This is a genomic window from Comamonas sp. w2-DMI, from assembly GCF_040187735.1.
Classification (GTDB): Bacteria; Pseudomonadota; Gammaproteobacteria; order Burkholderiales; family Burkholderiaceae_C; genus Comamonas; species Comamonas terrae.
The window spans coordinates 184,040-204,637 of the sequence record NZ_JBANEL010000008.1 but is presented as its reverse complement, the minus strand read 5'-3'; the positions used below and the strand labels follow the sequence as shown (position 1 = coordinate 204,637).

Here is a 20,598-nt window from a genome sequence, read left to right as displayed (position 1 = left end):
CGGGGCGAGGCCGCCTGGTTGCTATCGTTTTTCGGGGCGCTCATGTCTTGTCCTGCGTTTTCTCGGCTATCTGCGCGGCAATCCAGCGATCCAGCTCGCTGCGACGAAACCGCCAGGTGCCGCCCAGCTTGAATCCCGGTATCTCCCCCTGCTGGGCCAGCCGGTAAACGGTCTTCTTCCCTGCCTTGAGGTAGACCGCCACTTCATCCAGCGTGAGAATTTCGCTATCAGGTTGGTTCATGTCAGGCGGCTCGCTTGGTGTCGCGCGGCGAAGTCTTCCAAAGTTTGGCCAAGTTTACCATCTGATCCACCCAAGTGAACCCCGAATCTCATGTGCGCGACGCCATGGATTCGGCCGGCGCCATGCGTTGCGGCGGGCTCGCGGCACCGGCTCGATGGCAAGGCCATGTGCTTTAGCCACCGGGTCGTAGATGGTTTACGCCAAGAAGGTGGTCGGCGTGTCTTCTTCCGGGGAAAACACGCAACGTAGTACTCTTTGGCCTTCACAGCCGCGCTCTCTGTGGCCTCATCTGGATGAGACGGGCTAGGCAAATCAGCGTGAGGTGTGCGATGGGCAGGAAGGAAACCGAGGAAGCAATTGCAGACAGCCGCGCCGGCCGTGTCTCGGGGCGGTTCGCCACAGTCGCCGAGCTGCTGGCCGACCTGAACGCTGACGACACCCCGAACATTCAGCACGGCAGCGCCAACGTCTATGCCGACCTGGGCTATCCCGACGCCGGCGAAATGCTGGTCAAGACCCGACTCGTCACCAAGATCGGCGAGGCCATCAAGGCGCGACAGTTGTCGACCGAGCAAGCGGCTACGCTTCTCGGATTGACGCCGGCCGCGCTGCACGAGCTGCTGACCGGCCGCTTTCGCTCGCAATCGGTCAATGACCTGGAGCGCCTGGCATCCATGCTTGATGAGGCCAGTCGATGACAGGCTCGAAGAACCTGGAAAACTGGCTGCATGAGAAGGTCGGCCCGGCCTATGACGCCTTGAAGGCCGATCCCGCCCGCGCCGTCACGCCTGACCAGGTGCGCTACACCCTGGCCGAGCTGCTGGCCGAGGCCGAAGCCGCCGGCGTGTATCCACTGCCGCCGGAACAACGCGAATGGGTGGATGCGCCGGCCGTTGGCCGTGAGCTGACGCCTTTCGACCCGGCCGAGACGCTGACCTCGGCCGAGGCGATCAGCACCTTCCTGGCCGAAGCCGAGGCCACAGCCGACCCGGCCTATATCGAACACGCACAGGCCGTCGCAGCGCGGGCGAAGGCCATGCACGGCATCGAGTAGGAGAGCTGGCCAGCATCGCCATTCCTGGCGGTGCTGCAGCTCGACGTGCGCCGTTCTGGTGCGCTGGATCTCATCGCTAGAAGCGACGATGCGATCCACGCCAAGGGAGAAGGCCAGAGCGGCCGTCATCGTCCGATCTGGCGATGCTCGAGCACGCCAGCGCACATCGTCACCTTTGACGATGCAGGCCCGGAAATGACAAGGGCGGCCAATGGCCGCCCTTGCTGCTCCTGGTGCGCGTGCCTACGCGGCGCCGAGTGACTGCCGCACCGCGTCCAGGGCCTCGCGAAAGTCGGCAGGTGTCGCCTGGCCCGTCTCGGCCTGGTAAAACACGACCATGAAAGCGTTCGCCACGGCCTCGGCGAGCGGCCCGAGCTGCCGCGCCGCGTCCTGGTCTAGCCAGTCGAGCGCGGCGAGTTGCACGGCTGCATGATGAACGGCCTGCGTTGCATTGGTAGGATTCAGGGTTGCCATGATTCACCTCTCTAACAGGTGGGTTGTGGAAGTGTCGGCCGGCCCCACGCCGGCCGACGCGCTTATCGGCTGCCGGTGCCGTAGAAGCCGGCGGCCTCGGCCAGCGGCGTGCTTCTCGCGCTGCTGCCGTAGCTGCTGGCGTAGCCGCCCGACCTGGCCGCCAGCTTGGTGGCCTCAATGACGGGCGGAGCAGGTCGATCAACAAAGGCCGCAACTTCTGCCGCCGGGTCTGCATCAGTCGATTGATCGTCGACCGGCTCAACCTCAACCGCCTGCGCCTGGCGCTGCTCGGCAGCGGCAACGTCCAGGCAGTCGAAAAATCCTCTCGGCGTCATCGTCATACCTCCTTGTCGCGGTTGGCGAACGCGACCACTTCATCATCAGGATCAGCAGCAGCCGAATCGGCCCCTGCCAGGCTGTTGCCGCCGAAGCTGGGCACATCGTCGACCGCCCGGTCTGTCTGGCTGCTCGCCCGGATTGCGGCGGCGATCTTCCCTCCGGTGGTGTCGGCGATGCGTTCGGCGGCGGCGTCGCGGATGCTGGCCGCCTTGGCCTGCGCAACGTCGCCAATGCCTTGCACCAGGTTCGCAGCCGTCGCAGCGACAAGGCCTCCCGCACCTCGGCCGGCTTGGCCGCCAGCGTCGCTGCCGCCGCCGGCCTTCGAGCCGCCGACATCGCCGCTACCCTTCGAGCTGGAGCCGGCTTTGTCGCCGCCCCTCGATTCGCCGCCGCTGCCGCCCGAATTGCTGGAGCTTCCAGAGCTGTAAAAGCCAGCCGCCTGGCCGAGCGGCGTACTTGTGCCGGCACTGGAACCGCCGCCACCAAAGCCCGCCGCCTGCGCGAACGGTCCAGCATCGGAATCACCGCCAGCACCACCACCAAACATGGGCACTCCGCCCGATTCGCCACCGGCGCTAGCCCCTGCTTTCTCGAACGCCGCCCTAATCGCCGACATGCCGCCGGCGGCCGAGGCCGCACCGCCCATCACGGCCGCGCCAGCCACGCTGGCCGCTCCGGCGGCCATACTCGACGCGCCCATAGCCGCACCGATGGCGGCACCTGCACCGAAGTTGCCAATGCCGCCAGCGCCACCGATCCCCGAGCCGGTGATGATGCCGGCGACAAGCGGGGGCACACGATTGACCAGCATGAGCAACGCCACGCAGAACACCAGCATCACGCCCAGCTCTTCAAAGTTCAGGGTGCCGGTGTTCATCCTGGCGTAGAAGCTGGAAAGCAGGTCGTTCCCGATGCCGACCAGGAGCACCATCGTCATGATCTGCGCGGCCACGCCCAGCACGGTCTTGTAGTAGTTGATCGCCATGTCGGAAGTCCAACGGCTTCCACCGAAGCCGAGGAAGAAGATTCCGGCGTACATCAGCAGCCAGCCTGATACGAGCAGCAGCAACATATTCACGGCGACAACAGCCAGCAGGATCAGGATGCCGACGCTCAAGGCCACACCGATGAAGCTATCCACGGGCGACCAGATCGACGAGTTCCTGAATGCCTGCTTCAAGATCATGAAGCCGATATCCACAATGCCCGAGGGTGTCACCGACGCCACCCCGGACGCCTGCTCGCCGATCCGGGCCAGTGACTGGATGATCGAGTTGGCGAAGGCCGGGCCGTTGCGCAATAGCCAGAGGAAGAAGCCGAAGAACAGGATGAACCTGATGAACTCGGCGAAGAACTCGCCAATGTCAGCCTTGCGCAGCGCCATGAAGCCGAAGGTGAAAACCAGCGAGATCGTGCCCAGCGTCCAGAACAGGAACATCGCGGCATTCATCACCACCGTCTGCCAGGACGTGGCTCGCGTGGCGAACTCCGTCACCACCTGGTCAAGCATCCCCTGATTGGTGAGTTGGGCCGATGCGGCGGTGGAGTAAAGCGCGAGGGCGACGCCGATCAGCGCCGCCTTGTGCAGTGTTTTCATGGCTTCGCCTCCTTCTGGTCTTTCGGGTCGGCCAGTTCGAGCCAGTTCATGGGCTTCTCGGTCGGCGCGATGCCGCCGGCGGCCGGCGACCGGCGCGAGCACAGCCCGGCGAATTTCTCGCGCGTGGCCCTGTCCTCGATCTTCTTGATCGCCTCGATCTGGCAATTGGTGTCATTGACCTCGGGCATGGGCGGGATGGCCGGCTTGTTGTCGCAACCAGCCACCAGCACCACCACGAGGCCGGTAAGCAGCATCGTTTTCTTCATGGTGCAGGGCCTCCGTCAGCGGGTCAGTTCGAGCCAGTTTCTCGGGTTGGCCGTCCGCTCGATCCTGGACTCCCGGGAAGTCGCGCCGGCGGCCTGCTGTTGCGCCTCTAGGTCGGCCTGCGCCTGCATCCTGGCCGTCGCGGCGTTCTGCTGTGCGATCAGCAGGCCACGGATTTGCAGAAGCTGGTTTGCCTGGTTGGCGGCGAGCTGGTTGGCGTAGCCGATGGCCTGCATCTGCCCGGTCGCGCCCTGCGCGGCGGACTGGAGCCGTTCGAGCTGGCGAGCATCGGCGGAAAGGTTGCGCTGCTGTTGCTCCAGGCCCTTGAAAAGCGCGTCGTTCGCCTTCTTCTGACTCTCGCTCGCCAGGCTGCGGTTTTGCTCCATCGCAGCGCGCTCGGCATCCGAGCACCCAGCGGCCGAGAAGCAAGGCGAACCACGGTAATAGGCCACATCCTGGAACTTGCCCAGGTACGCATCGATGCTGCCGAGCTGATTCCGGTAGTAGTTCAGCGTGTCGGTGGCGGCCATCAGTCCATTGATGGTGGACTGCGCCTGGTCCCAGATATAGGCGGCCGGAGCCATGGTGTTTTGCAGCATGTTTTCGTACTGCTGCAATTGAGTCTGGTACTGCTCGATCTGCTTGAGCGTCTGCGCCACCGACTCAATGGCGGTCATGACGTTCTGCACCAGGTTGCCGCCGTCGATGACGGGGATGCCGGCCTGCGCCGGGGTGACGATGATGCTGCCGGCCAGAGCGGCGGCGAGCGCGGTTTTAGCCGCTAAAAAACGGACGTGCTTCATGGTCGCAATCTCCATTCGATGAAAGAAAGGCAATGCCTTGACCAAGCTCGCGCTTGCCCACGGCAAGGTTTCATCGAAGAGCTACGCCACTAGCTAATCGGTATCGCCCTTGGCACTGAGGCCCGGGCTTCGGTGATTCTGCTCTCGGCCCTTACGGGGTGTCCCTGGCCTTATGCGTCCTCCCGAGAGTTGATAACGCTCAGGCCGGCGGCCTGGAAGTGCCTCGTGTCGCGTCCGGCACACGGAAATTTAGCCGCTAAAACTCTCAACGGTCGGCCCTCGGCTGCACCACCGATTTCATAAGCCGACTCATTTCATCCTGAGTAGCTTCGATCCGAGCCAACAGGGCGAGAATCGTTGCATCGCCGAAACGGGCAGTGCGCGGATCGTCGGTCAGCCAGAGCTTGAGCAATCCGCCCAGCCGGCCAAGGTCGCCATTCACCCGCGCCAGCTCGCGTACGTAGTGGTAGTCCATGACTCCCTTGACCTGGTAGCCCTGGCCTACGTCGCGCAGATAGCGCGCCACGCTGATCCCCGCCATCTTGGCGTTCGCCTCAATCAGTTCGCGTTCTTCTGGAAGGCAGTACACCTTGATCGGCGGGCTGCCCTTCCTGGTGATTCGATTCTCGTCACCCATGTGTCCTCCAACCGGCGGTAGCCGGCAGCCTCGCAGAGCAGGATGCCCGTTGAGCGCCCCGCGCGAATAAGGGACAGTGAAGAAGGACAACCGGCTTGCCGGTGGGCCTACTTCACACATCCTGCCCGCCTTACGGCGTTGTTTTTGCCTCGTATGACTCATCGAACTTCGCGCTGTAACCGCACCGTTGCTTCGCAACAGCGCGCCAACAGCGGGAAAACCAACGGAAATTGCCAATGTCCGCGTGCTTGCAGAGATCCAAGAGGCCGGTAACAGCGTTTCAGCCATGCGCTTGCAGCGATTGAGCATGGAACTTTGCTTACTTCGTACCCTGCCCCATTGAGCTAGGCCGCGCATTGGTGATGTGCTGGCGAACGTACTTCAGGAACGTCTCATACCGGAAAGGGATGCGCCCGACCTCGCGCAGGTGCTCCCAGATGATCTTGAGCGCGTAGCCGGCCTCCATCGCTTCCTTCACGTCCGAGCGCACCGCCATGAAAGCGGCCAGGTAGTCCCTGCGCTTTGTTTGCGAGGTCTTCTGCTGAAGAGCCAGCCGTGCGGCCAGCTCCTCGGGGTAGCTGCTTTCTGTCGTCGCCATGTCCGTAAACCTCCGTTATCAACTGAACTACTCCGAAGGTTACGGAGTGCTGGCCTACACAACATTCCAATAATTGGCCGAAATGGTTGACATAGAGCCGATGACACAGGCACGCCCATCGAAACAGGGATGGCAGCTCATTCAGCACGGAAAATTGAACGCCAAGAGGGGAGTAGGCCGGGAGATCCCCGCCGCTCGGCCCCTCAAGTGTCAAAGAGAGGATCGCATCGTCAGAAGTGGCGATGCGAGCTCCAGCGCCGGCGGCCGTCATCGTCAGAACTGGCGATGGGGCCCTCGGTGCATCGTCGGACGTGGCGATGGTCGACCATGGCCCGGACATGGCCAGCCTCGCCGGAGATGACGATGCTGCAGCTCGACGTAGCGCGCGAAAGAAAGGCCGATCTCATGACGTGGCCAGGGCATTGAATTGAACTGTTGTATGTTGTAGCGCGCTACAACATACAACATACAACATACAACATCTTATTGACACTTGAGGGGCGCAGCGTTTTAGCCGCTAAAAAGAACCGGCCGGAGCTGACCGCCCTTCTGGCGTACAACTCGGCCGCAGGCCGACCATCGGCAAGGACTTGGCGTCGCCCTAAAGGGCGGCGGCAAGTGCCGCGCCTAGTGGATGATCTTGGAAGATCATGGATGGAATTTGCGGACTAGCCGCAAGCCCGCGCCGTTGCTCTGTTTTCCGGTTTGAGGCGGGGAACGTTGCTACGGGTGAAGGGGAACGTTGCTACGGAGCTTGGGGAACGTTACTACGGGCTTCGGCCTGCCAATTTCCCACTTCCCTGCCGCATACTCGCTGACCTTCCATCCCACGGTGGCAAGCTCGGCCAGAGCCTTGCGGGCCTTCTGGCGGCGCTTCTTCATGGCCTCGGCGTTCGCCTCGTCCGGCCAGACGTAGCCAGCAAGGGTATCGAGTTCCACGCGCCCGGCTTTGCCGGGGTCGATCCAGCCGCATAGCCGTTGGTGAATCAGGCGGGCCGGGTCGGTTTGCAGCGCCCGCACCTCGACCATCTCGATGCGGGTATATGGGCGCCGCCCAAGAATCGCCTCTGCAATCTGAGGATTCAACGCGACAAACAGCCGTCCGTCATCCTCATCGAAGGCATAGCTCATCAGGTGAAAAGACCTTTGCCGGCTTCCCTTGGTGAGCACCACCGTCACGTTTGCCATGCGCAGCAAGCACGCCTTGATCGCCCGGATGTTGTCACCGCCATCGGTCAAGCCGATTTCGCCTAGCAGGCGGGTCATGCTCTCTCGCACGACCAGCGCATCCTGCCCCACCGCGTCGAACTTCGGCTCAAGGAATAGACGGAGTTGCTTCGGCAAGTCCGCTGTTGGCTCTGGCGTCAGGATGATGCCCTTCGGCCCTCCAAGAGCCACAAGACCTTGCAGCAGCCGCATGTCATCAGCGCCAAGAGGCTCGAAACCGACGAACCGCGCTTGTTCAGTCCCGGCGTAGTGATACGTCACATCGAGCTTGAGTTTCTTCCGTTCACCGCGCTTGAGACTGCGGAACAAGCCGGGGACCAAGCAGTGCATTGGGTCGTGCCTGGCATGGGTGAGGTCAAAAGCCATCGCCTCGCCTCCGACTATTACGTCTTTCCTCATTCCTGCTGGCCTCATACAGCTCCACCGGCACCAGCACGCCGCCGGCGTGCCGCATGTACCAGCGATCAAGCGGCGTGGCGTCGTAGTTCTGCTTGCTGACGCCGAAACGCACGAAGAAGCCGCGCCGCTCATCGCCGATGGGCTGCCGGTCATGGGCGCGGTCGCTGAGGCGCTTCGCCTCGTCCTCAGTCATGCGGGCGACGTAACCGCACCACCTGGCGTTGTCGATCAGCGCGGACGCGCCACGCGCGGCCTGCTGCTGGTCGGTCTGCCCTTCGCGGGCGCTTCCTTTGCTGACGTGGTGCAGGTAGAGCACGGATGCGCCCGTGGTAGCCGCGACCTGCTCCAGCACGGCCACGAGGTGGGCCATGTTGCCGTTGCTGTTCTCATCGAGGGCGTGGATGCGGCTCAGGGTGTCCAGCACGATCAGCCTCGCCCCGGCGCTGTACTCGATGACGCGGCGCAAGTGAGCCTCGTCCATGACGTTCAGGCGCTTGCCCATGATCGGCTCAAGCACGAGGTTCTCGGCGATGGCTTGGCGGGCTGTATGCCCAAGGTGCTGGCCGATGGCGTGAATGCGCCGGACAAGCGCGGGCGGCGGGTCTTCCCCGGCCAGATAGACCACGCGCCCGGTGTGTGCGGGGGCCAGGCCCACGAGGTCGCCGCCGGCAACGCTGCATGCGATGCTCATGGCCGCTTCCAGCGCCCAGAAGCTCTTGCCCGTGGCCCCTGGGGCGACGAGCGCGCCGACGGTTCCCGCGAGGAAGCCCGGCCATATGAAGTCCAGCACCGGCGGTTCGCACTCGAACGCCGCCAGGACGTCAATCGCCACGACTCAGTTCCCCGTTCCGTACAGGGATTCGTCGCTCAGCACCTCGGCGATCTGCGAGGTTCGAAAGTAGACGCGCCGACCGATCTTCAAGCGAGCCTTGTTGATTCGCCCCGCCCATTCGCTCGTCGTGCGCAAACTGACCCGCAGGCCATCCGGTGATCGATCCAGGACGGAGGCGAGCTGTGCCATGCTCAGCAGCGGGCCGAAGCGTTGCAGTAGCGTGTCTTCTATCGTCATTGCGTAAACCTCCGTTATCAACTGAATTGCTACGAAGGTTAGGCGTTATTGGGGGTTGCCTACATCTTATTAGTTGTCCAAAATGGTTGACATGAAGAACGATCCAACCATTGTCATCTGGGAAGGCTGCGATCCCACTGTCTCGGAAGCCATCGGGCAGTTTGAGGATCGCTGGCGGCCGTATTCCGCCTCCTCGCGGCGCTACCCCATCGTTGGGCTGTTACAGGAACTTATTGACCCCGCCGTGGCTGCGTACACGGCGACGCTGCCACAACGCTACTTGGGCCATATCCCCGGAGCAGGAACAGGGGTGAGCTTCAGCGGAATCATTCGACTGATTGGACTTGATGCGATGGTTCGCATGCAGCGGCAGTTGCTGCGCCAGTTCATCAAAACGGAGGATAGGCAGACGCCAAGAGATCGGCGGTTTGTTGCAACACTCGAATCGTTGATCGGGCTTGTATGGGACTGCGCCTGCAAACGGCCGGTGAAGTCGAAGGTGCGCGACACCCGACTGAATGGCGAACGCCTCCAGGGGTTCTGCCGGTTCTGCGGATCACTCGCCGAGCTGACCTCATTCGCCGGCGGGAGCGATGATCCGAAGGCGGACGATCCAGAGGAAAGGCTTCGACTAAGCAGCCTGTATTGCCTGGATCACCGGCCTAAATTGCCGAGCGGCGCATGGAACCCTGTCTACAGACAAGCAAGGCGATCCCTCGCGCAATTCGACCTCGAACTGGCGAGACTCAACCAGCAATGCGCGAAGCCGGCCACTGCCCAAGTGAAATCGGGCGATCAACTGGTTGACAGCTACTTCTTCCACTATGTCGCAGGCCAGACCTTACAGCCGGCGGACAAGGCAGAGCTGCGCAATCAAGCACGGCTGATGGTGGACTCAAAGCTATCGGATCGCAAAAAGCAGATGCTGATGCTCCAGCGGTCTGGACTCAACCAGTCGGAGATTGCGCGAAAGCTAGGTATAGAACGCCAAGCCGTATCGAAGGCACTGACGTCGATCCCTGCGATGTTCCACTTGAGTTCAAAGTCGCGCTCGCGGCGTCAACCAAATTGACCAACTAATAGGACGAAACAATCCGCATTCACAGGCACCATCAGGCACATGTTCGCAAGTGACTGAAAGAGGCCAAGGGATGCAGACAACGACAAGTAAGACGCTCATCAACCGCAAGAAGCTACTGGCGATGATCCCGCTGTCTGAGCGCACGATTTTCAATATGGAGCAGCGGGGGGAGTTTCCGCGTCGCATTGCGCTCACCAGCCGAAACGTCGCCTGGGACTTGGCCGAGGTCGAGGAATGGATCGAGGCGCGCAAGGCATCGGGCACTCAGGCCATGCGTCCCGGCTTCACCCCGTCGGTCGCAGCAGCCACTTTTTAGCGGCTAAAACGCTACGCCCCTCAAGTGTCAATGAAACCCGGGGCCATGCCTCGATGTTCGGGCAGGCGAGCGAACTGTAATCTTCTGGCTTACGCCTTCGGCCGCTTCAGTGTCCATTCGTCGATCATGTCCGCCCAGTCTTGCAACATCGCCGTCCGCTGCTCGCGGTACTCGGCCTTGTTGTAGACGGCCCTGACGCCTCGCTGCTCGTGCGCAAGGCACTTCTCAATCCAGTCCGTGTTGTAGCCGGCCTCATGCAACAACGTGCTGGCCGTGCGCCGCAAGTCATGTGGCCCGAACTTGGCGAGCGACTTCCCTTCCTTCTGCGCCAGCCGATACGTCAGCGTCAGCACCTGGTTGAGCGTGGCGCTGCTCATGGGCAAGTCCGAGTCGTACCGCGACGGCAACACGTAGTCCGATCCGCCGGCAAAGGTCTTGAGGGCAATGAAGATGTCCAACGCCTGCCGGGACAGGAACACCAGGTGCGGATTGCGTCGCTTCATCCGCTCCTTCGGGATGGTCCAAAGCGCCTCGCTGAAGTTGATCTCGCTCCAGGTCGCGTTGGTCAGCTCGCTCTTGCGCACCATCGTCAGCAGCAACAACTTGGCGGCAGCCCGAATGGATGGCGTTGTGCCGATGCGCTCCATGTACTGATACATCAGACCGATCTCGTCGGGCGTCAGCGCACGGTCGCGCGGCTCGAACTTGGCGATAGTCGTCGGCCGCACCAGCTCTGCCGGGTTCTCGACCTTCTGGCCGCGCTCGATGGCCCAGCGAAAGACCTGCAACATCACCTCGCGAGCATGCACTGCGGTCGCCGGTGCACCGCGCTCCACGATGGCATCGGTCAGCGCCCGCAAGTCCTCGTGGGTGATCTCTCCCAGTTTCTGATTGCCGAATTTCGGCTTCAGCTCGCGCTCGTAGACTGAACGGCGCATGTCGCGGGTGGAGTCAGCCATTTGGTAGCCGCGCAGCCACTTTTCCGCCCACGCCCCGAACGTCTCCGCATCCTTGACGCGGGCCTTGTCCCGAGCCTTCTCTTTGGCCGGCGACTTCCCGGCTGCGATCATCTTCTTAGCCTCTCCCAACCGCTCGCGGGCTTCCGCAAGGGTGATGCCGCCGACGCCATAGCGGCCGAAGGTGATGGTCTCCTGCCGACCGTGGATCGAGTAGTTGTAGCGGAACGAGATCGCCCCAGCGGGCGTGACGGCCACATAGAGGCCGTCACGGTCATTTTCCTTGTAGAGCTTGTCCCTCGGCTTGAGGTTACGCAGCTTGGTATCGGTCAGCATGGTTCTCGCCCTGATTCGGCTTAAATACCATGATCTGGAACCAACCCCACCTTGGCGTAAAAACACAATGAAATCATTGCACTACGCTATATCAATACCATGATCACCAGAAAGGCGGTTACATGGCATCGGCGGCATCTCATGGCATCGAAGCATTCAATGCCATTCATCATGCCATGAAAAAACGGTGCTTGGCGATACCAAAGATTGCCAGCCAGTGCCGGAAGAAATCACAAAAAAGCCCGCAGTGACGCGGGCTTAGGTGTGTTTTCGTGCTACTCGGTGCCAGCCGATGCCAGACGCCAAATCACTCCCACTCGATGGTTGCCGGCGGCTTGGTCGAGACGTCGTAGGTCACGCGGTTGATGCCGCGCACTTCGTTGATGATGCGGCCGGAGACCTTTTTCAGCAGGCCATAGGGCAGCTCGGCCCAGTCGGCGGTCATGAAGTCGCTGGTCTGCACGGCGCGCAGGGCCACGACGTAGTCGTAGGTGCGGCCATCGCCCATCACGCCCACGCTCTTGACGGGCAGGAAGACGGTGAAGGCCTGGCTGGTCAGGTCGTACCAGCTCTTGCCGGTCTTTTCGTCGATCCAGTTGTTCAGCTCTTCGATGAAGATGGCGTCGGCACGGCGCAGCAGGTCGGCATATTCCTTCTTCACTTCACCCAGAATGCGCACGCCCAGGCCGGGGCCGGGGAAGGGATGGCGATACACCATGCCGCGCGGCAGACCCAGGGCCACGCCGAGTTCGCGCACTTCGTCCTTGAAAAGGTCGCGCAGCGGCTCCAGCAGCTTCAGGCCCAGCTGCTCGGGCAGGCCGCCCACGTTGTGGTGGCTCTTGATGGTCACGGCCTTCTTGCTCTTGGCGCCGCCCGATTCGATCACGTCGGGATAGATCGTGCCCTGGGCCAGGAAGGTCGCGCCCTTGGAGCCGGCAGTGGCGGCCTTGAGCTTGGCGGCTTCGGCCTTGAACACATCGACGAACAGGCGGCCGATGATCTTGCGCTTCTGCTCGGGATCCGAAACACCGGCCAGTTCGCCCAGGAACAGCTCGGAAGCATCGACGCGCACCACCTTGGCGTGCAGCTTGCCTGCGAACATGTCCATGACCATGTCGCCCTCGTTCAGGCGCAGCAGGCCGTGGTCCACGAACACGCAGGTCAGCTGGTCGCCGATGGCGCGATGGATCAGCGCCGCGGCCACGGAGGAGTCCACGCCGCCGGACAGGCCCAGGATCACTTCCTCGTCGCCAACCTGCTCGCGAATCCTGGCCACGGCTTCCTCGATGTAGTCGCCCATGATCCAGTCTGCCCTGGTTGCGCAGATGTCCAGCACGAAGCGATTGAGCAACGCCTGGCCCTGCACGGTGTGGGTGACTTCGGGGTGGAATTGCACCGCATAGTAACGGCGCGCCTCGTCGGCCATGCCGGCGATGGGGCAGGACGGCGTGGAAGCCATGACCTTGAAGCCCGGAGGCAGTTCGGTGACCTTGTCGCCATGGCTCATCCAGACCTTGAGCATGCCGTGGCCTTCGGGCGTGACGAAGTCCTCGATGCCCTTGAGCAGTTCGGTGTGGCCGTGCGCGCGGACTTCGGCATAGCCGAATTCGCGGCTGTTGGAGCCCTCGACCTTGCCGCCCAGCTGGGTCGCCATGGTCTGCATGCCATAGCAGATGCCCAAAACGGGCAGGCCCAGCTCGAACACGGCGTCGGGGGCTCGGTCGTCCACTTCGTAAACGCTGGCATGGCTGCCGGACAGGATGATGCCCTTGAGCTTGCCGTCGGCAGCAAATTCGCGCACCCAGTCGCTGCTCACGTCGCAGGGATGGACTTCGCAGTACACATGGGCCTCGCGCACGCGGCGTGCAATCAGCTGCGTGACCTGGGAGCCAAAGTCCAGAATGAGAATCTTGTCGTGTTGCATGGTGTTCAAGGGCAAGAGAGGGAAGAAAGGTTCTAGAAATCTTCAGGGGCCAGCAATGCAATGCCTCGTTTCCTGGCAGCCGCCATCTGGGCTTCATCAAAAGTGGCCAGCGGCAGGCGCAAGGACTGCGCCAGCCACAGGTAGGCGGCATCGTAAGCAGGCAGGCCGGTATCGAGCGCCACATCGAGCACGGCCTTGTGCTGGGCGGGGGCCAGATCGTGCAACTCCACGCGATGGCGAATGGCCTCCAGCACGCTCCACAGGCCTTCGACACTGGCATGCGGGATACGGCCGTTATTCACGCCCGAGGCGATCAGATTTCCGCATTCCCACTGCCACAGATTGGGTGCCTGGGGGTCGACCTCATCGCGGCGGATGCGGGCATACAGGCGCTGGGTGTGTTCGCTGGCGCTATCGGGCAGCAGCCATGCTGCGGTGACCGATGCATCGAGGACGAAAGCCGCGGCGCTCATGCGTCGCTCCGGCCTGTCCGGCGCAGAACTGCTACGGAATCCGTAGCTTTCGGTGCTTGAATGGTTTGCTGCAGCGCCTGGATCTGTTTCAGCTCCCGGGCAATCTGCTCATCGGTGATCACGGGCTTGCGGCGCACCGGCAGCATGCGCACGACCTCCTTGCCGTGGCGCGTGATGCGCACCTCCTCGCCCTGCTCCACCAGTTCGATCAAGGCGGAGAAACGGGTCTTGGCTTCGTAGATACCGACAGATTGCATGGGCTGGAAAACAAAAAATCTGGCCTGAATTTAGACTCAGGCCAGATTTTAGCATTCTGACCAGATCATCGCAATCTGGTCAGAGTCACCGCACTTAGTCAGCGCGATAGTTGGGCGCTTCCTTGGTGATCTGCACGTCGTGCACGTGAGATTCGCGAATACCGGCCGCGGTGATCTCCACGAACTCGGCTTTCTCGTTCATCTCGACGATGGTGGCGCAGCCGCAGTAACCCATGGAGGCGCGCACGCCGCCCGCCATCTGGTAGACGATGGAAACCATGGAGCCCTTGTAGGGGACGCGGCCTTCGATGCCTTCGGGAACCAGCTTGTCGGCATTGGGGTTGCCGGTGGTCGATTCCTGGAAGTAGCGGTCGGCCGAGCCCTGCTGCATGGCACCGATGGAGCCCATGCCGCGGTAGCTCTTGTACGAGCGGCCCTGGTAGAGGATGACTTCGCCGGGAGCCTCTTCGGTACCCGCGAACATGCCGCCCATCATGATGGTGGAAGCGCCGGCAGCCAGGGCCTTGGAAATATCGCCCGAGAAGCGGATGCCGCCGTCGGCGATCAGGGGTACGCCGGTACCCTTGAGCGCCTGGGCCACGTTGTCGATGGCCATGATCTGGGGCACGCCCACGCCTGCCACGATGCGGGTCGTGCAAATGGAGCCGGGGCCGATACCGACCTTGACCGCATCGGCACCGGCTTCCACCAGGGCCAGCGCGGCTGCACCGGTGGCAATGTTGCCGCCGATCACATCCACTTGCGGATAGTTCTGCTTGACCCAGCGCACGCGCTCGATCACGCCCTTGGAATGGCCATGGGCCGTATCCACGACCAGGGCATCCACGCCGGCCTTGACCAGCAGCTCCACACGCTCTTCAGTGCCGGCACCGACGCCGACGGCCGCGGCCACGCGCAGGCGGCCTGCGGCATCGCGCGCCGCATTGGGGAAGGTGGTCTGCTTGTTGATGTCCTTGACGGTGATCAGGCCCTTGAGCTCGAAAGCGTCGTTGACGACCAGCAGGCGCTCGAGCTTGTGCTTGTTGAGCAGGGCCTTGGCCTGGGCGGGCGTGGTGCCGTCCTTTTCATTGACGGTGATGAGCTTCTCGCGCGGCGTCATGATCTCACGGACCTTGACGTCATAGCGGGTCTCGAAGCGCACATCGCGGCTGGTCACGATGCCGACCACCTTGCCTCCGTCGCAGACGGGGAAGCCCGATATCCCCCGCTCTTCGGACAGCTGCAGCACCTGCAGCACCGTGTGCTCGGGCGTGATGACCACGGGGTCGTGCACGACGCCGGATTCATGGCGCTTGACCTTGGACACTTCGGCCGCTTGCTGCTCGGCCGTCATGTTCTTGTGGATCACGCCGATACCACCCTCTTGCGCAATGGCAATGGCCAGGCGCGCTTCCGTCACCGTGTCCATGGCGGCAGACACCAGGGGCAGGTTCAGGCGGATATTGCGGGTGAATTGGGTGGCGAGGGAAACGTCCTTGGGCAGGACTTCGGAGTAGGCGGGAACGAGCAGGACGTCGTCAAAGGTCAGTGCTTTTCCGAGAAGGCGCATGTGAAGGCTCCAAAAGAAGGATTGTACCCGCGTCTTGGCCCACAATGTATGCTCTGCCTCCAGAGGCCCCACAGGATTCACTACCCCCATGCATTCCATCAAGCTCGCTTTGATTGCCGCCGTCGCCTGCTGCGCCGTCCCTGCCATGGCGCAGTGGCAATGGATAGACGGCCAGGGCCACAAGGTGTTCAGCGACCGCGCGCCGCCACCCGACATTCCGAGCAAGAACATCCTGCGCCAGCCCGGCTCGGCAGCCACCCGGCAAGCCGGCATCCCCGCCAGCGGTGCGGCAACTTCCGCCACCGTTGCCACCGCAGCAGCGCCCGAGAAATCCGCCGCCCGGCCCGAAGACAAGAGCACGGACAAAGGCGTGGACAAGGGGCTGGAAGAGCAAAAGCGCAAGCAGGAAGAACAGGAAGCTGCCAAGGCCAGGGCCGAGCAGCTGCAGCGCGAGAAGCAACGCCAGGACAACTGCGCACGCGCCAGGCAGTCCAGGACGGCGCTGACTTCCGGCCAGTTGCTCGCCCATGTCAATGCCAAGGGCGAGCGCGGCTTCATGGACGATGCGACCCGGGAAGCCGAGGTCAAGCGCGCCGATGCCGTGATCGCCTCCGACTGCGGACCGGCACCGCAAGCGGCGCAATAAGCCCCACCTGCCCTACAAGCAAAAGCGCCCGTTCAGGGGCGCTTTTTGGTGGGCCGGCGCTTTGCAGCAGCTGTGCGATGCTAGTAGCCGGCCTTGGCGCCCGGGCGCTGCCGCTTGAAAAGGCCCGCACCGCGCGCGCCTTGCCGGGCAAAACGCTCACGGCGTGCGACCTTGGGATCCACGCTCAAGGGCCGGTAGCATTCCACGCGGTCGCCATCGGCCAGAAGCTGCTCCGGCCGCACGCGCTTCCCCCAGATGCCTACCATGGAAGCGCCCTCCCTCACTCCCGCAAGACCCAGCGCCGCCCATCCGCCGGCTGCGGTTATTGCGTCCTCGACCTTTGCCCCAGGCGCCAGCTCCAGAAGCCGTTCATGCACGCTGCCCGCGCACGGGCTGTAGGCCAGCGTGATCTTCAGCACCGCGGCTTCAGCCATAGACCTGTTCGGCGCGCTTGATGAAGGCATCGACCATGGAGCCGGCAATGCGATCGAACACCGGACCGATCACTGCGGCAAGGGCGCCGCTTTCAAAGCCATAGTCCAGCTGCAGTTCCACCCGGCACGCGCGCTGCTTGCCGTCGCCCACCGGGCGGAAACGCCAATCGCCTTCCAGGCGCGAGAAAGGCCCCTTGACCAGCCGGATGCGTACCTGCTTGCCGCCCCCTTCCAGATCGCTGTGCGTGTTGCGCGTCACGAACGACTTGCGCAGGCCGCCGAAGGCGATGCCCACTTCGGCCGTCATGCCCGTCTCGTCCTGCTCCAGCACCCGGGCCTGATCGCACCAGGGCAGGAAGTCGGCATAGTGGGCCACGTCCGTCACGAGGGCAAACATTTCTTCGGGGCTGTACCAGATCAGGACGGACTTGTTGACGTTTTTCATGGACAAGAGCAATCAGCATGGCCGCGGTTCCAGGGCATCGTGCAGGCCTTTGCCCCCAAAGCCGCCATGCGAAACTAAAATCCCACCCAGAGGCGAGACGGCAATCCAGTATTGTAGGGAGAGCTTTTATCTCCGGGTTCGCGCCGCACTTAATACTCCATGGCCAAGAAACCAGAAACTTCGTCGCGCATTGCCGACAACAAAAAAGCTGCATTCAACTATTTCTTCGAGGAGCGCCACGAGGCTGGCATCGTGCTGCACGGCTGGGAAGTCAAGGCCTTGCGCAGCGGCAAGGTCCAGCTCACGGACGGCTATGTGATCATCAAGGACGGCGAGCTGTTTCTGCTGGGCTGCCAGATCAACCCGCTCAAGACCGCCTCCACCCATGTCAATCCTGATGCGGCGCGCATCAAGAAGCTCCTGATGAAGAAGGACGACATCCGCCGCCTGATCGGCAAGGTCGAGCAAAAGGGCTACACCCTGGTGCCCGTCAACCTGCACTGGAAGAACGGCTTCGTGAAATGCGATATCGCGCTGGCCAAGGGCAAGGCCGAGCACGACAAGCGCGACGTGATCAAGGACCGCGAAGGCAAGCGGGAGGTCGAACGCGCCATGAAGAACCGCAGCCGCTGACCTGCACGACGCATCCCCAGGGTTGGCATACCTGGAGATGCGTACGCAGCTGCCCTGTTCATTGCGCCCTCGCCTCAAGGGCAGCAGACCAGCCCCAGGTCTCAAGGCCTCTGGGGAGCATGGAGACTGCGGCTCCCCGGCCCCACAGACACCGGCTGACCGCCGTTATTTGGCTTTGTCGCGCAGGCCGCTACGCCAGCGCTCCAGCCAGCCCGAGGCTGACGCCAGCGCCTGGCTGCCCTTGCCCAGCAGCGTGGAAAGCTCCGCCTCGGCGCGCTCGCGCAGCGTCTCCTCGCCTTCGGGCAGCGGCGGCAGCACATGGGCGTAATAGCTGTTGCCCAGCACCCGGTGCAGCAGGCGCTCGCCCGGGAAAGGCTCGTTGTTGTTCAGCGCCCGCGCGCCCTTCAGGATGTTGCGGATGTCGTACTGCGTGGGGCTGATGTCGGGCACCTGCTTGGGCAAGCCCAGCAGCGTGTAGACGCCGATGCGCGCGGTGCGTACCGAGCTCTCCATCGTGAAGATGACGTCGTTGCTGGTCTCCACGAACTGGCCCAGCAAGGCCAGGTTGGTGCAGCCTTGCGGCACCACACGGGGCCGGTCGCCCGCCGCGCGCGGCATGAACTGCGCGGTGATGTAGGGCATCAGCGCCAGGCGCACCTTGGTGTTGGCGGCCACCGCGTCGAGCTGGTCGGCGATGCCCAGGTGATGGCACAGCTCGGCCAGGATCTCGCGCCCGGTGCAGGCCGGCATGGGCTTCTTGACATGGTTGCCGTCCTTGTCCATCAGCAGCGCATAGACCCACAGCACCAGCACGTCGTCCGGCTGGTCGGGAAAGTGCGGCTGGCGGTTGCAGGTAAAGCTCATCACCCAGTTGGAGTCGGTGAAGGTGATGATGCCGCCGGTGACGGTTTTGCCCGAATACGGATCGTTGACGGCCAGCTCCTTGAGCTTGTCGATGAGCGGCGAAGGCCTGCAGGTCAGCGTGGCCGACTCCCACATCGAACGAGAGACGTCGCCGCAGAACTTCTCGGGCCTGCCGAAGACCGGCGATTTCTTCGCCAGGTTCTTCCACAGCATCCAGTCGCTGTCCTCGCCCGGCTCTGCATTGCCGCGCGCCAGCACCGGCACCGTATCCATGTCACCATAGGCCGTGCCCTCGGTCATCGATCCCGTGAGCGCGAACACCACGTCGTTGGCGCCGACTTCAATGGTCTCCTCGCGGCCCGCCACCTTGCAGCGGATCGCGGTCACGGTACGGCTGCCACCCTCCTCGCGCAGGTCCAGGTCATGGGCCCGGGTATCGAACTGCACCCGTACGCCCTGGTCCCGCAGCATGCGGGTCAGCGGCACGACAAAGCTGTCGTACTGGTTGTACTTGGGGAACACCAGGGCCGACATGTCGGTCAGGCCATCGATGGCGTCGAGGAAGCGGTGCATGTACAGCTTCATCTCCAGCAGGCTTTGCCAGTTCTCGAAGGCGAACATCGAACGCCACAGGTACCAGAAATTGGTCTCGAGGAAGCTCTTGCTGAAATACTGCTCGATCGTGATGTCGTCCAGGTCCTCCTTGCGCTTGAGCAGCAGCTTGACGATCTCCCACTGGTGCGACTTGCTCAGGCCCAGCGTCGAGAAATCGCGGATCTGGCCCTGCTTGTGCATCAGCCGCGCCTTGGACCAGTTGGGGTCGTTGTCGTTGACCCAGCGGTACTCGTCGAGCACGCTGAAGCCTGCGGGCAACTCCAGTGCCGGCACATCCTGGAACAGATCCCAGAAGTTGTCATAGTTCCAGTTCATTTCACGGCCGCCGCGCACGATGTAGCCGTCCTCGGCATTGCCCGCGCCATCGAGAGAGCCGCCGGCCACGCGCTGGGTGTCGAGGATGGTGATGTCCTCCCCCTTCATGCCGCCGTCGCGGATCAGGTAGAAAGCCGCTGCCAGCCCGGCGATGCCGCTGCCGATGATCCATGCCTTGCGCCCCGGCACCGGCGCTGCGGGTACCGGACGATTGCGCATGTACGGGCCCACCATGTCCGGCGGGGGCAAGGTGTCTTTCGCGCCCTTGCGCCAGAAGCCCTCCCCAACATTCGCCTCGACACGAACAGAAGCCCTGGGTTGGCTGGGGGTGTTGAAGTCTGCACGATTCATGGTCTTGCCTTTCTCGGATGCCATTGATGGTGACACCCTACATATATCAGGTAAAACCCGGACCCCGATTGATCTGCAGCAAGAGAGCCAGAACACCGCAGTCCACGGCTGCGCACCGCCCCTGCCTGCCGATGTTCTCTGACACGGCTTTGACATCGGCGCGACCTAAGGTGGGCTCCTGTCCAAGCCAAGCAGCAACAGGAGGTCATATGGGCACTTGGTCGCACGGGAACTTCGACAACGACACCGCACTGGACTGGCTGGACGACATCACGGGCCAGCTGCTTGACGAGATTGCCGAAGCCATGGCCTCGCCGCAATCGCTGGGGGCCGACGAGCCGGACGCCGACCTGGTGCCCTGCCGGATCGAACTGCTGTGCGTGATGACCGAAAACGGCATGGAACCCCAGTGGCCCGCCAGCGCAACGCTGGCCCGATGGAAAGAAACCTTTCTGGCTGCCTGGGATGCCAGCATCGACGCCCTGGAGCCCGATGCCGACTACAGGCACAACCGTAGGCTCACGCTGGAGGCCACATTCGACCGCATGCTGGCCCTGGCTGCGGCGCAGGCCGATGAAAGCGGGGACTGGGAAGAAGAACGCGAAGTCGGCGGCGATTGACCTGCGCTCCCGTCCGCCACCCTGTGAAAAAGGCGGCGGCCGTCGCCCCTGCCCGCGGGG

The 20,598-nt window shown here is 63.0% G+C and carries 26 protein-coding genes; 7 read left to right on the top strand and 19 right to left on the bottom strand.

Annotated features, from left to right (window positions below):
- Positions 1 to 40 precede the first annotated feature (40 nt).
- Positions 41 to 241, bottom strand: a complete 201-nt coding sequence (gene mads1 / locus V8Z74_RS11150) for a methylation-associated defense system helix-turn-helix domain-containing protein MAD1 (RefSeq protein WP_010378957.1) — start codon at positions 239 to 241, stop codon at positions 41 to 43.
- Between the two features lie 329 nt (positions 242 to 570).
- Between mads1 and V8Z74_RS11145 the strand changes: the two genes are divergently transcribed.
- Together V8Z74_RS11145 and V8Z74_RS11140 are read left to right on the top strand one after the other, a co-directional pair.
- Positions 571 to 939: a helix-turn-helix domain-containing protein gene (locus V8Z74_RS11145; protein ID WP_166226528.1), complete on the top strand. Its 369-nt coding sequence runs from the start codon at positions 571 to 573 to the stop codon at positions 937 to 939.
- Entirely contained in the window at positions 936 to 1,295 is a 360-nt protein-coding gene (locus V8Z74_RS11140; protein ID WP_047350575.1) for a helix-turn-helix domain-containing protein, read from the top strand. The genes V8Z74_RS11145 and V8Z74_RS11140 overlap by 4 nt, the downstream gene beginning before the upstream one ends.
- A gap of 243 nt (positions 1,296 to 1,538) precedes the next feature.
- Here V8Z74_RS11140 and V8Z74_RS11135 read toward each other — a convergent pair whose 3' ends face one another.
- The 10 genes from V8Z74_RS11135 to V8Z74_RS11090 all read right to left on the bottom strand — a co-directional run bounded on the left by V8Z74_RS11135 (position 1,539) and on the right by V8Z74_RS11090 (position 8,702).
- On the bottom strand, positions 1,539 to 1,769 hold the full coding sequence (locus tag V8Z74_RS11135) for a type I toxin-antitoxin system ptaRNA1 family toxin (protein WP_010378963.1): 231 nt from the start codon (positions 1,767 to 1,769) through the stop codon (positions 1,539 to 1,541).
- A 62-nt stretch (positions 1,770 to 1,831) separates the two neighbouring features.
- Positions 1,832 to 2,110: a hypothetical protein gene (locus V8Z74_RS11130; protein WP_047350574.1), complete on the bottom strand. Its 279-nt coding sequence runs from the start codon at positions 2,108 to 2,110 to the stop codon at positions 1,832 to 1,834.
- On the bottom strand, positions 2,107 to 3,705 hold the full coding sequence (gene trbL / locus V8Z74_RS11125; protein WP_166226526.1) for a P-type conjugative transfer protein TrbL: 1,599 nt from the start codon (positions 3,703 to 3,705) through the stop codon (positions 2,107 to 2,109). Before trbL ends, V8Z74_RS11130 begins: the two co-directional genes overlap by 4 nt.
- Positions 3,702 to 3,971 carry an entry exclusion lipoprotein TrbK gene (gene trbK, locus V8Z74_RS11120; RefSeq protein ID WP_026437069.1) on the bottom strand — a complete coding sequence of 90 codons (270 nt, stop codon included), beginning with the start codon at positions 3,969 to 3,971 and terminating at the stop codon, positions 3,702 to 3,704. The genes trbL and trbK overlap by 4 nt, the downstream gene beginning before the upstream one ends.
- Positions 3,972 to 3,986: 15 nt before the next feature.
- The gene (trbJ, locus tag V8Z74_RS11115; protein ID WP_033996778.1) at positions 3,987 to 4,772 is read right to left on the bottom strand and encodes a P-type conjugative transfer protein TrbJ; all 786 of its coding nucleotides are present in this window, start codon (positions 4,770 to 4,772) and stop codon (positions 3,987 to 3,989) included.
- Positions 4,773 to 5,037: 265 nt separating this feature from the next.
- Positions 5,038 to 5,409, bottom strand: coding sequence for a conjugal transfer transcriptional regulator TraJ (gene traJ, locus V8Z74_RS11110; protein WP_166226524.1), 372 nt, complete (start codon positions 5,407 to 5,409; stop codon positions 5,038 to 5,040).
- Between the two features lie 319 nt (positions 5,410 to 5,728).
- Positions 5,729 to 6,007 carry a TraK family protein gene (locus V8Z74_RS11105; RefSeq protein WP_047350570.1) on the bottom strand — a complete coding sequence of 93 codons (279 nt, stop codon included), beginning with the start codon at positions 6,005 to 6,007 and terminating at the stop codon, positions 5,729 to 5,731.
- Between the two features lie 723 nt (positions 6,008 to 6,730).
- Complete coding sequence (repC, locus tag V8Z74_RS11100; protein WP_166226522.1) at positions 6,731 to 7,600, bottom strand: replication protein C, IncQ-type; 870 nt, start codon at positions 7,598 to 7,600, stop codon at positions 6,731 to 6,733.
- A complete protein-coding gene (locus V8Z74_RS11095; protein ID WP_166226519.1) occupies positions 7,590 to 8,465 on the bottom strand; it encodes a helicase RepA family protein in 876 nt (291 codons plus the stop codon). Before V8Z74_RS11095 ends, repC begins: the two co-directional genes overlap by 11 nt.
- 3 nt (positions 8,466 to 8,468) lie before the next feature.
- Positions 8,469 to 8,702: an SPRY domain-containing protein gene (locus tag V8Z74_RS11090; RefSeq protein ID WP_033996783.1), complete on the bottom strand. Its 234-nt coding sequence runs from the start codon at positions 8,700 to 8,702 to the stop codon at positions 8,469 to 8,471.
- A 91-nt stretch (positions 8,703 to 8,793) separates the two neighbouring features.
- Between V8Z74_RS11090 and V8Z74_RS11085 the strand changes: the two genes are divergently transcribed.
- Together V8Z74_RS11085 and V8Z74_RS11080 are read left to right on the top strand one after the other, a co-directional pair.
- Positions 8,794 to 9,774: a LuxR family transcriptional regulator gene (locus tag V8Z74_RS11085; RefSeq protein WP_240936558.1), complete on the top strand. Its 981-nt coding sequence runs from the start codon at positions 8,794 to 8,796 to the stop codon at positions 9,772 to 9,774.
- 79 nt (positions 9,775 to 9,853) lie between these two features.
- Positions 9,854 to 10,099, top strand: coding sequence for a helix-turn-helix transcriptional regulator (locus tag V8Z74_RS11080; RefSeq protein WP_015649464.1), 246 nt, complete (start codon positions 9,854 to 9,856; stop codon positions 10,097 to 10,099).
- Positions 10,100 to 10,188: 89 nt separating this feature from the next.
- On the opposite strand, the gene V8Z74_RS11075 is transcribed toward V8Z74_RS11080, so the two are convergent.
- The 5 genes from V8Z74_RS11075 to guaB form a co-directional block, all read right to left on the bottom strand.
- Positions 10,189 to 11,391: a tyrosine-type recombinase/integrase gene (locus V8Z74_RS11075; RefSeq protein ID WP_166226515.1), complete on the bottom strand. Its 1,203-nt coding sequence runs from the start codon at positions 11,389 to 11,391 to the stop codon at positions 10,189 to 10,191.
- A gap of 307 nt (positions 11,392 to 11,698) precedes the next feature.
- On the bottom strand, positions 11,699 to 13,315 hold the full coding sequence (gene guaA / locus V8Z74_RS11070; RefSeq protein ID WP_349709308.1) for a glutamine-hydrolyzing GMP synthase: 1,617 nt from the start codon (positions 13,313 to 13,315) through the stop codon (positions 11,699 to 11,701).
- Positions 13,316 to 13,347: 32 nt separating this feature from the next.
- Entirely contained in the window at positions 13,348 to 13,788 is a 441-nt protein-coding gene (locus tag V8Z74_RS11065; RefSeq protein ID WP_066478984.1) for a type II toxin-antitoxin system VapC family toxin, read from the bottom strand.
- Positions 13,785 to 14,045, bottom strand: a complete 261-nt coding sequence (locus V8Z74_RS11060) for a type II toxin-antitoxin system Phd/YefM family antitoxin (RefSeq protein ID WP_066478983.1) — start codon at positions 14,043 to 14,045, stop codon at positions 13,785 to 13,787. Before V8Z74_RS11060 ends, V8Z74_RS11065 begins: the two co-directional genes overlap by 4 nt.
- A gap of 94 nt (positions 14,046 to 14,139) precedes the next feature.
- Positions 14,140 to 15,615 (bottom strand): IMP dehydrogenase, encoded by a 1,476-nt coding sequence (guaB, locus tag V8Z74_RS11055; protein WP_066478982.1) that lies wholly within the window; start codon positions 15,613 to 15,615, stop codon positions 14,140 to 14,142.
- Between the two features lie 88 nt (positions 15,616 to 15,703).
- On the opposite strand from guaB, the gene V8Z74_RS11050 reads away from it, so the two are divergent.
- On the top strand, positions 15,704 to 16,261 hold the full coding sequence (locus V8Z74_RS11050; protein WP_349709306.1) for a DUF4124 domain-containing protein: 558 nt from the start codon (positions 15,704 to 15,706) through the stop codon (positions 16,259 to 16,261).
- Between the two features lie 80 nt (positions 16,262 to 16,341).
- On the opposite strand, the gene V8Z74_RS11045 is transcribed toward V8Z74_RS11050, so the two are convergent.
- Positions 16,342 to 16,695 (bottom strand): RnfH family protein, encoded by a 354-nt coding sequence (locus tag V8Z74_RS11045; RefSeq protein WP_349709304.1) that lies wholly within the window; start codon positions 16,693 to 16,695, stop codon positions 16,342 to 16,344.
- Positions 16,688 to 17,140 carry a type II toxin-antitoxin system RatA family toxin gene (locus V8Z74_RS11040; protein ID WP_066478965.1) on the bottom strand — a complete coding sequence of 151 codons (453 nt, stop codon included), beginning with the start codon at positions 17,138 to 17,140 and terminating at the stop codon, positions 16,688 to 16,690. The genes V8Z74_RS11045 and V8Z74_RS11040 overlap by 8 nt, the downstream gene beginning before the upstream one ends.
- A 159-nt stretch (positions 17,141 to 17,299) precedes the next feature.
- Here V8Z74_RS11040 and smpB point away from each other — a divergent pair, with 159 nt between their 5' ends.
- Positions 17,300 to 17,773 (top strand): SsrA-binding protein SmpB, encoded by a 474-nt coding sequence (gene smpB, locus V8Z74_RS11035; protein WP_066478963.1) that lies wholly within the window; start codon positions 17,300 to 17,302, stop codon positions 17,771 to 17,773.
- 165 nt (positions 17,774 to 17,938) lie between these two features.
- Here smpB and V8Z74_RS11030 read toward each other — a convergent pair whose 3' ends face one another.
- Positions 17,939 to 19,918 carry an oleate hydratase gene (locus V8Z74_RS11030; RefSeq protein ID WP_349709303.1) on the bottom strand — a complete coding sequence of 660 codons (1,980 nt, stop codon included), beginning with the start codon at positions 19,916 to 19,918 and terminating at the stop codon, positions 17,939 to 17,941.
- Between the two features lie 209 nt (positions 19,919 to 20,127).
- Here V8Z74_RS11030 and V8Z74_RS11025 point away from each other — a divergent pair, with 209 nt between their 5' ends.
- Positions 20,128 to 20,538, top strand: a complete 411-nt coding sequence (locus V8Z74_RS11025; protein WP_349709302.1) for a DUF4259 domain-containing protein — start codon at positions 20,128 to 20,130, stop codon at positions 20,536 to 20,538.
- The last annotated feature ends 60 nt before the right edge of the window (positions 20,539 to 20,598 follow it).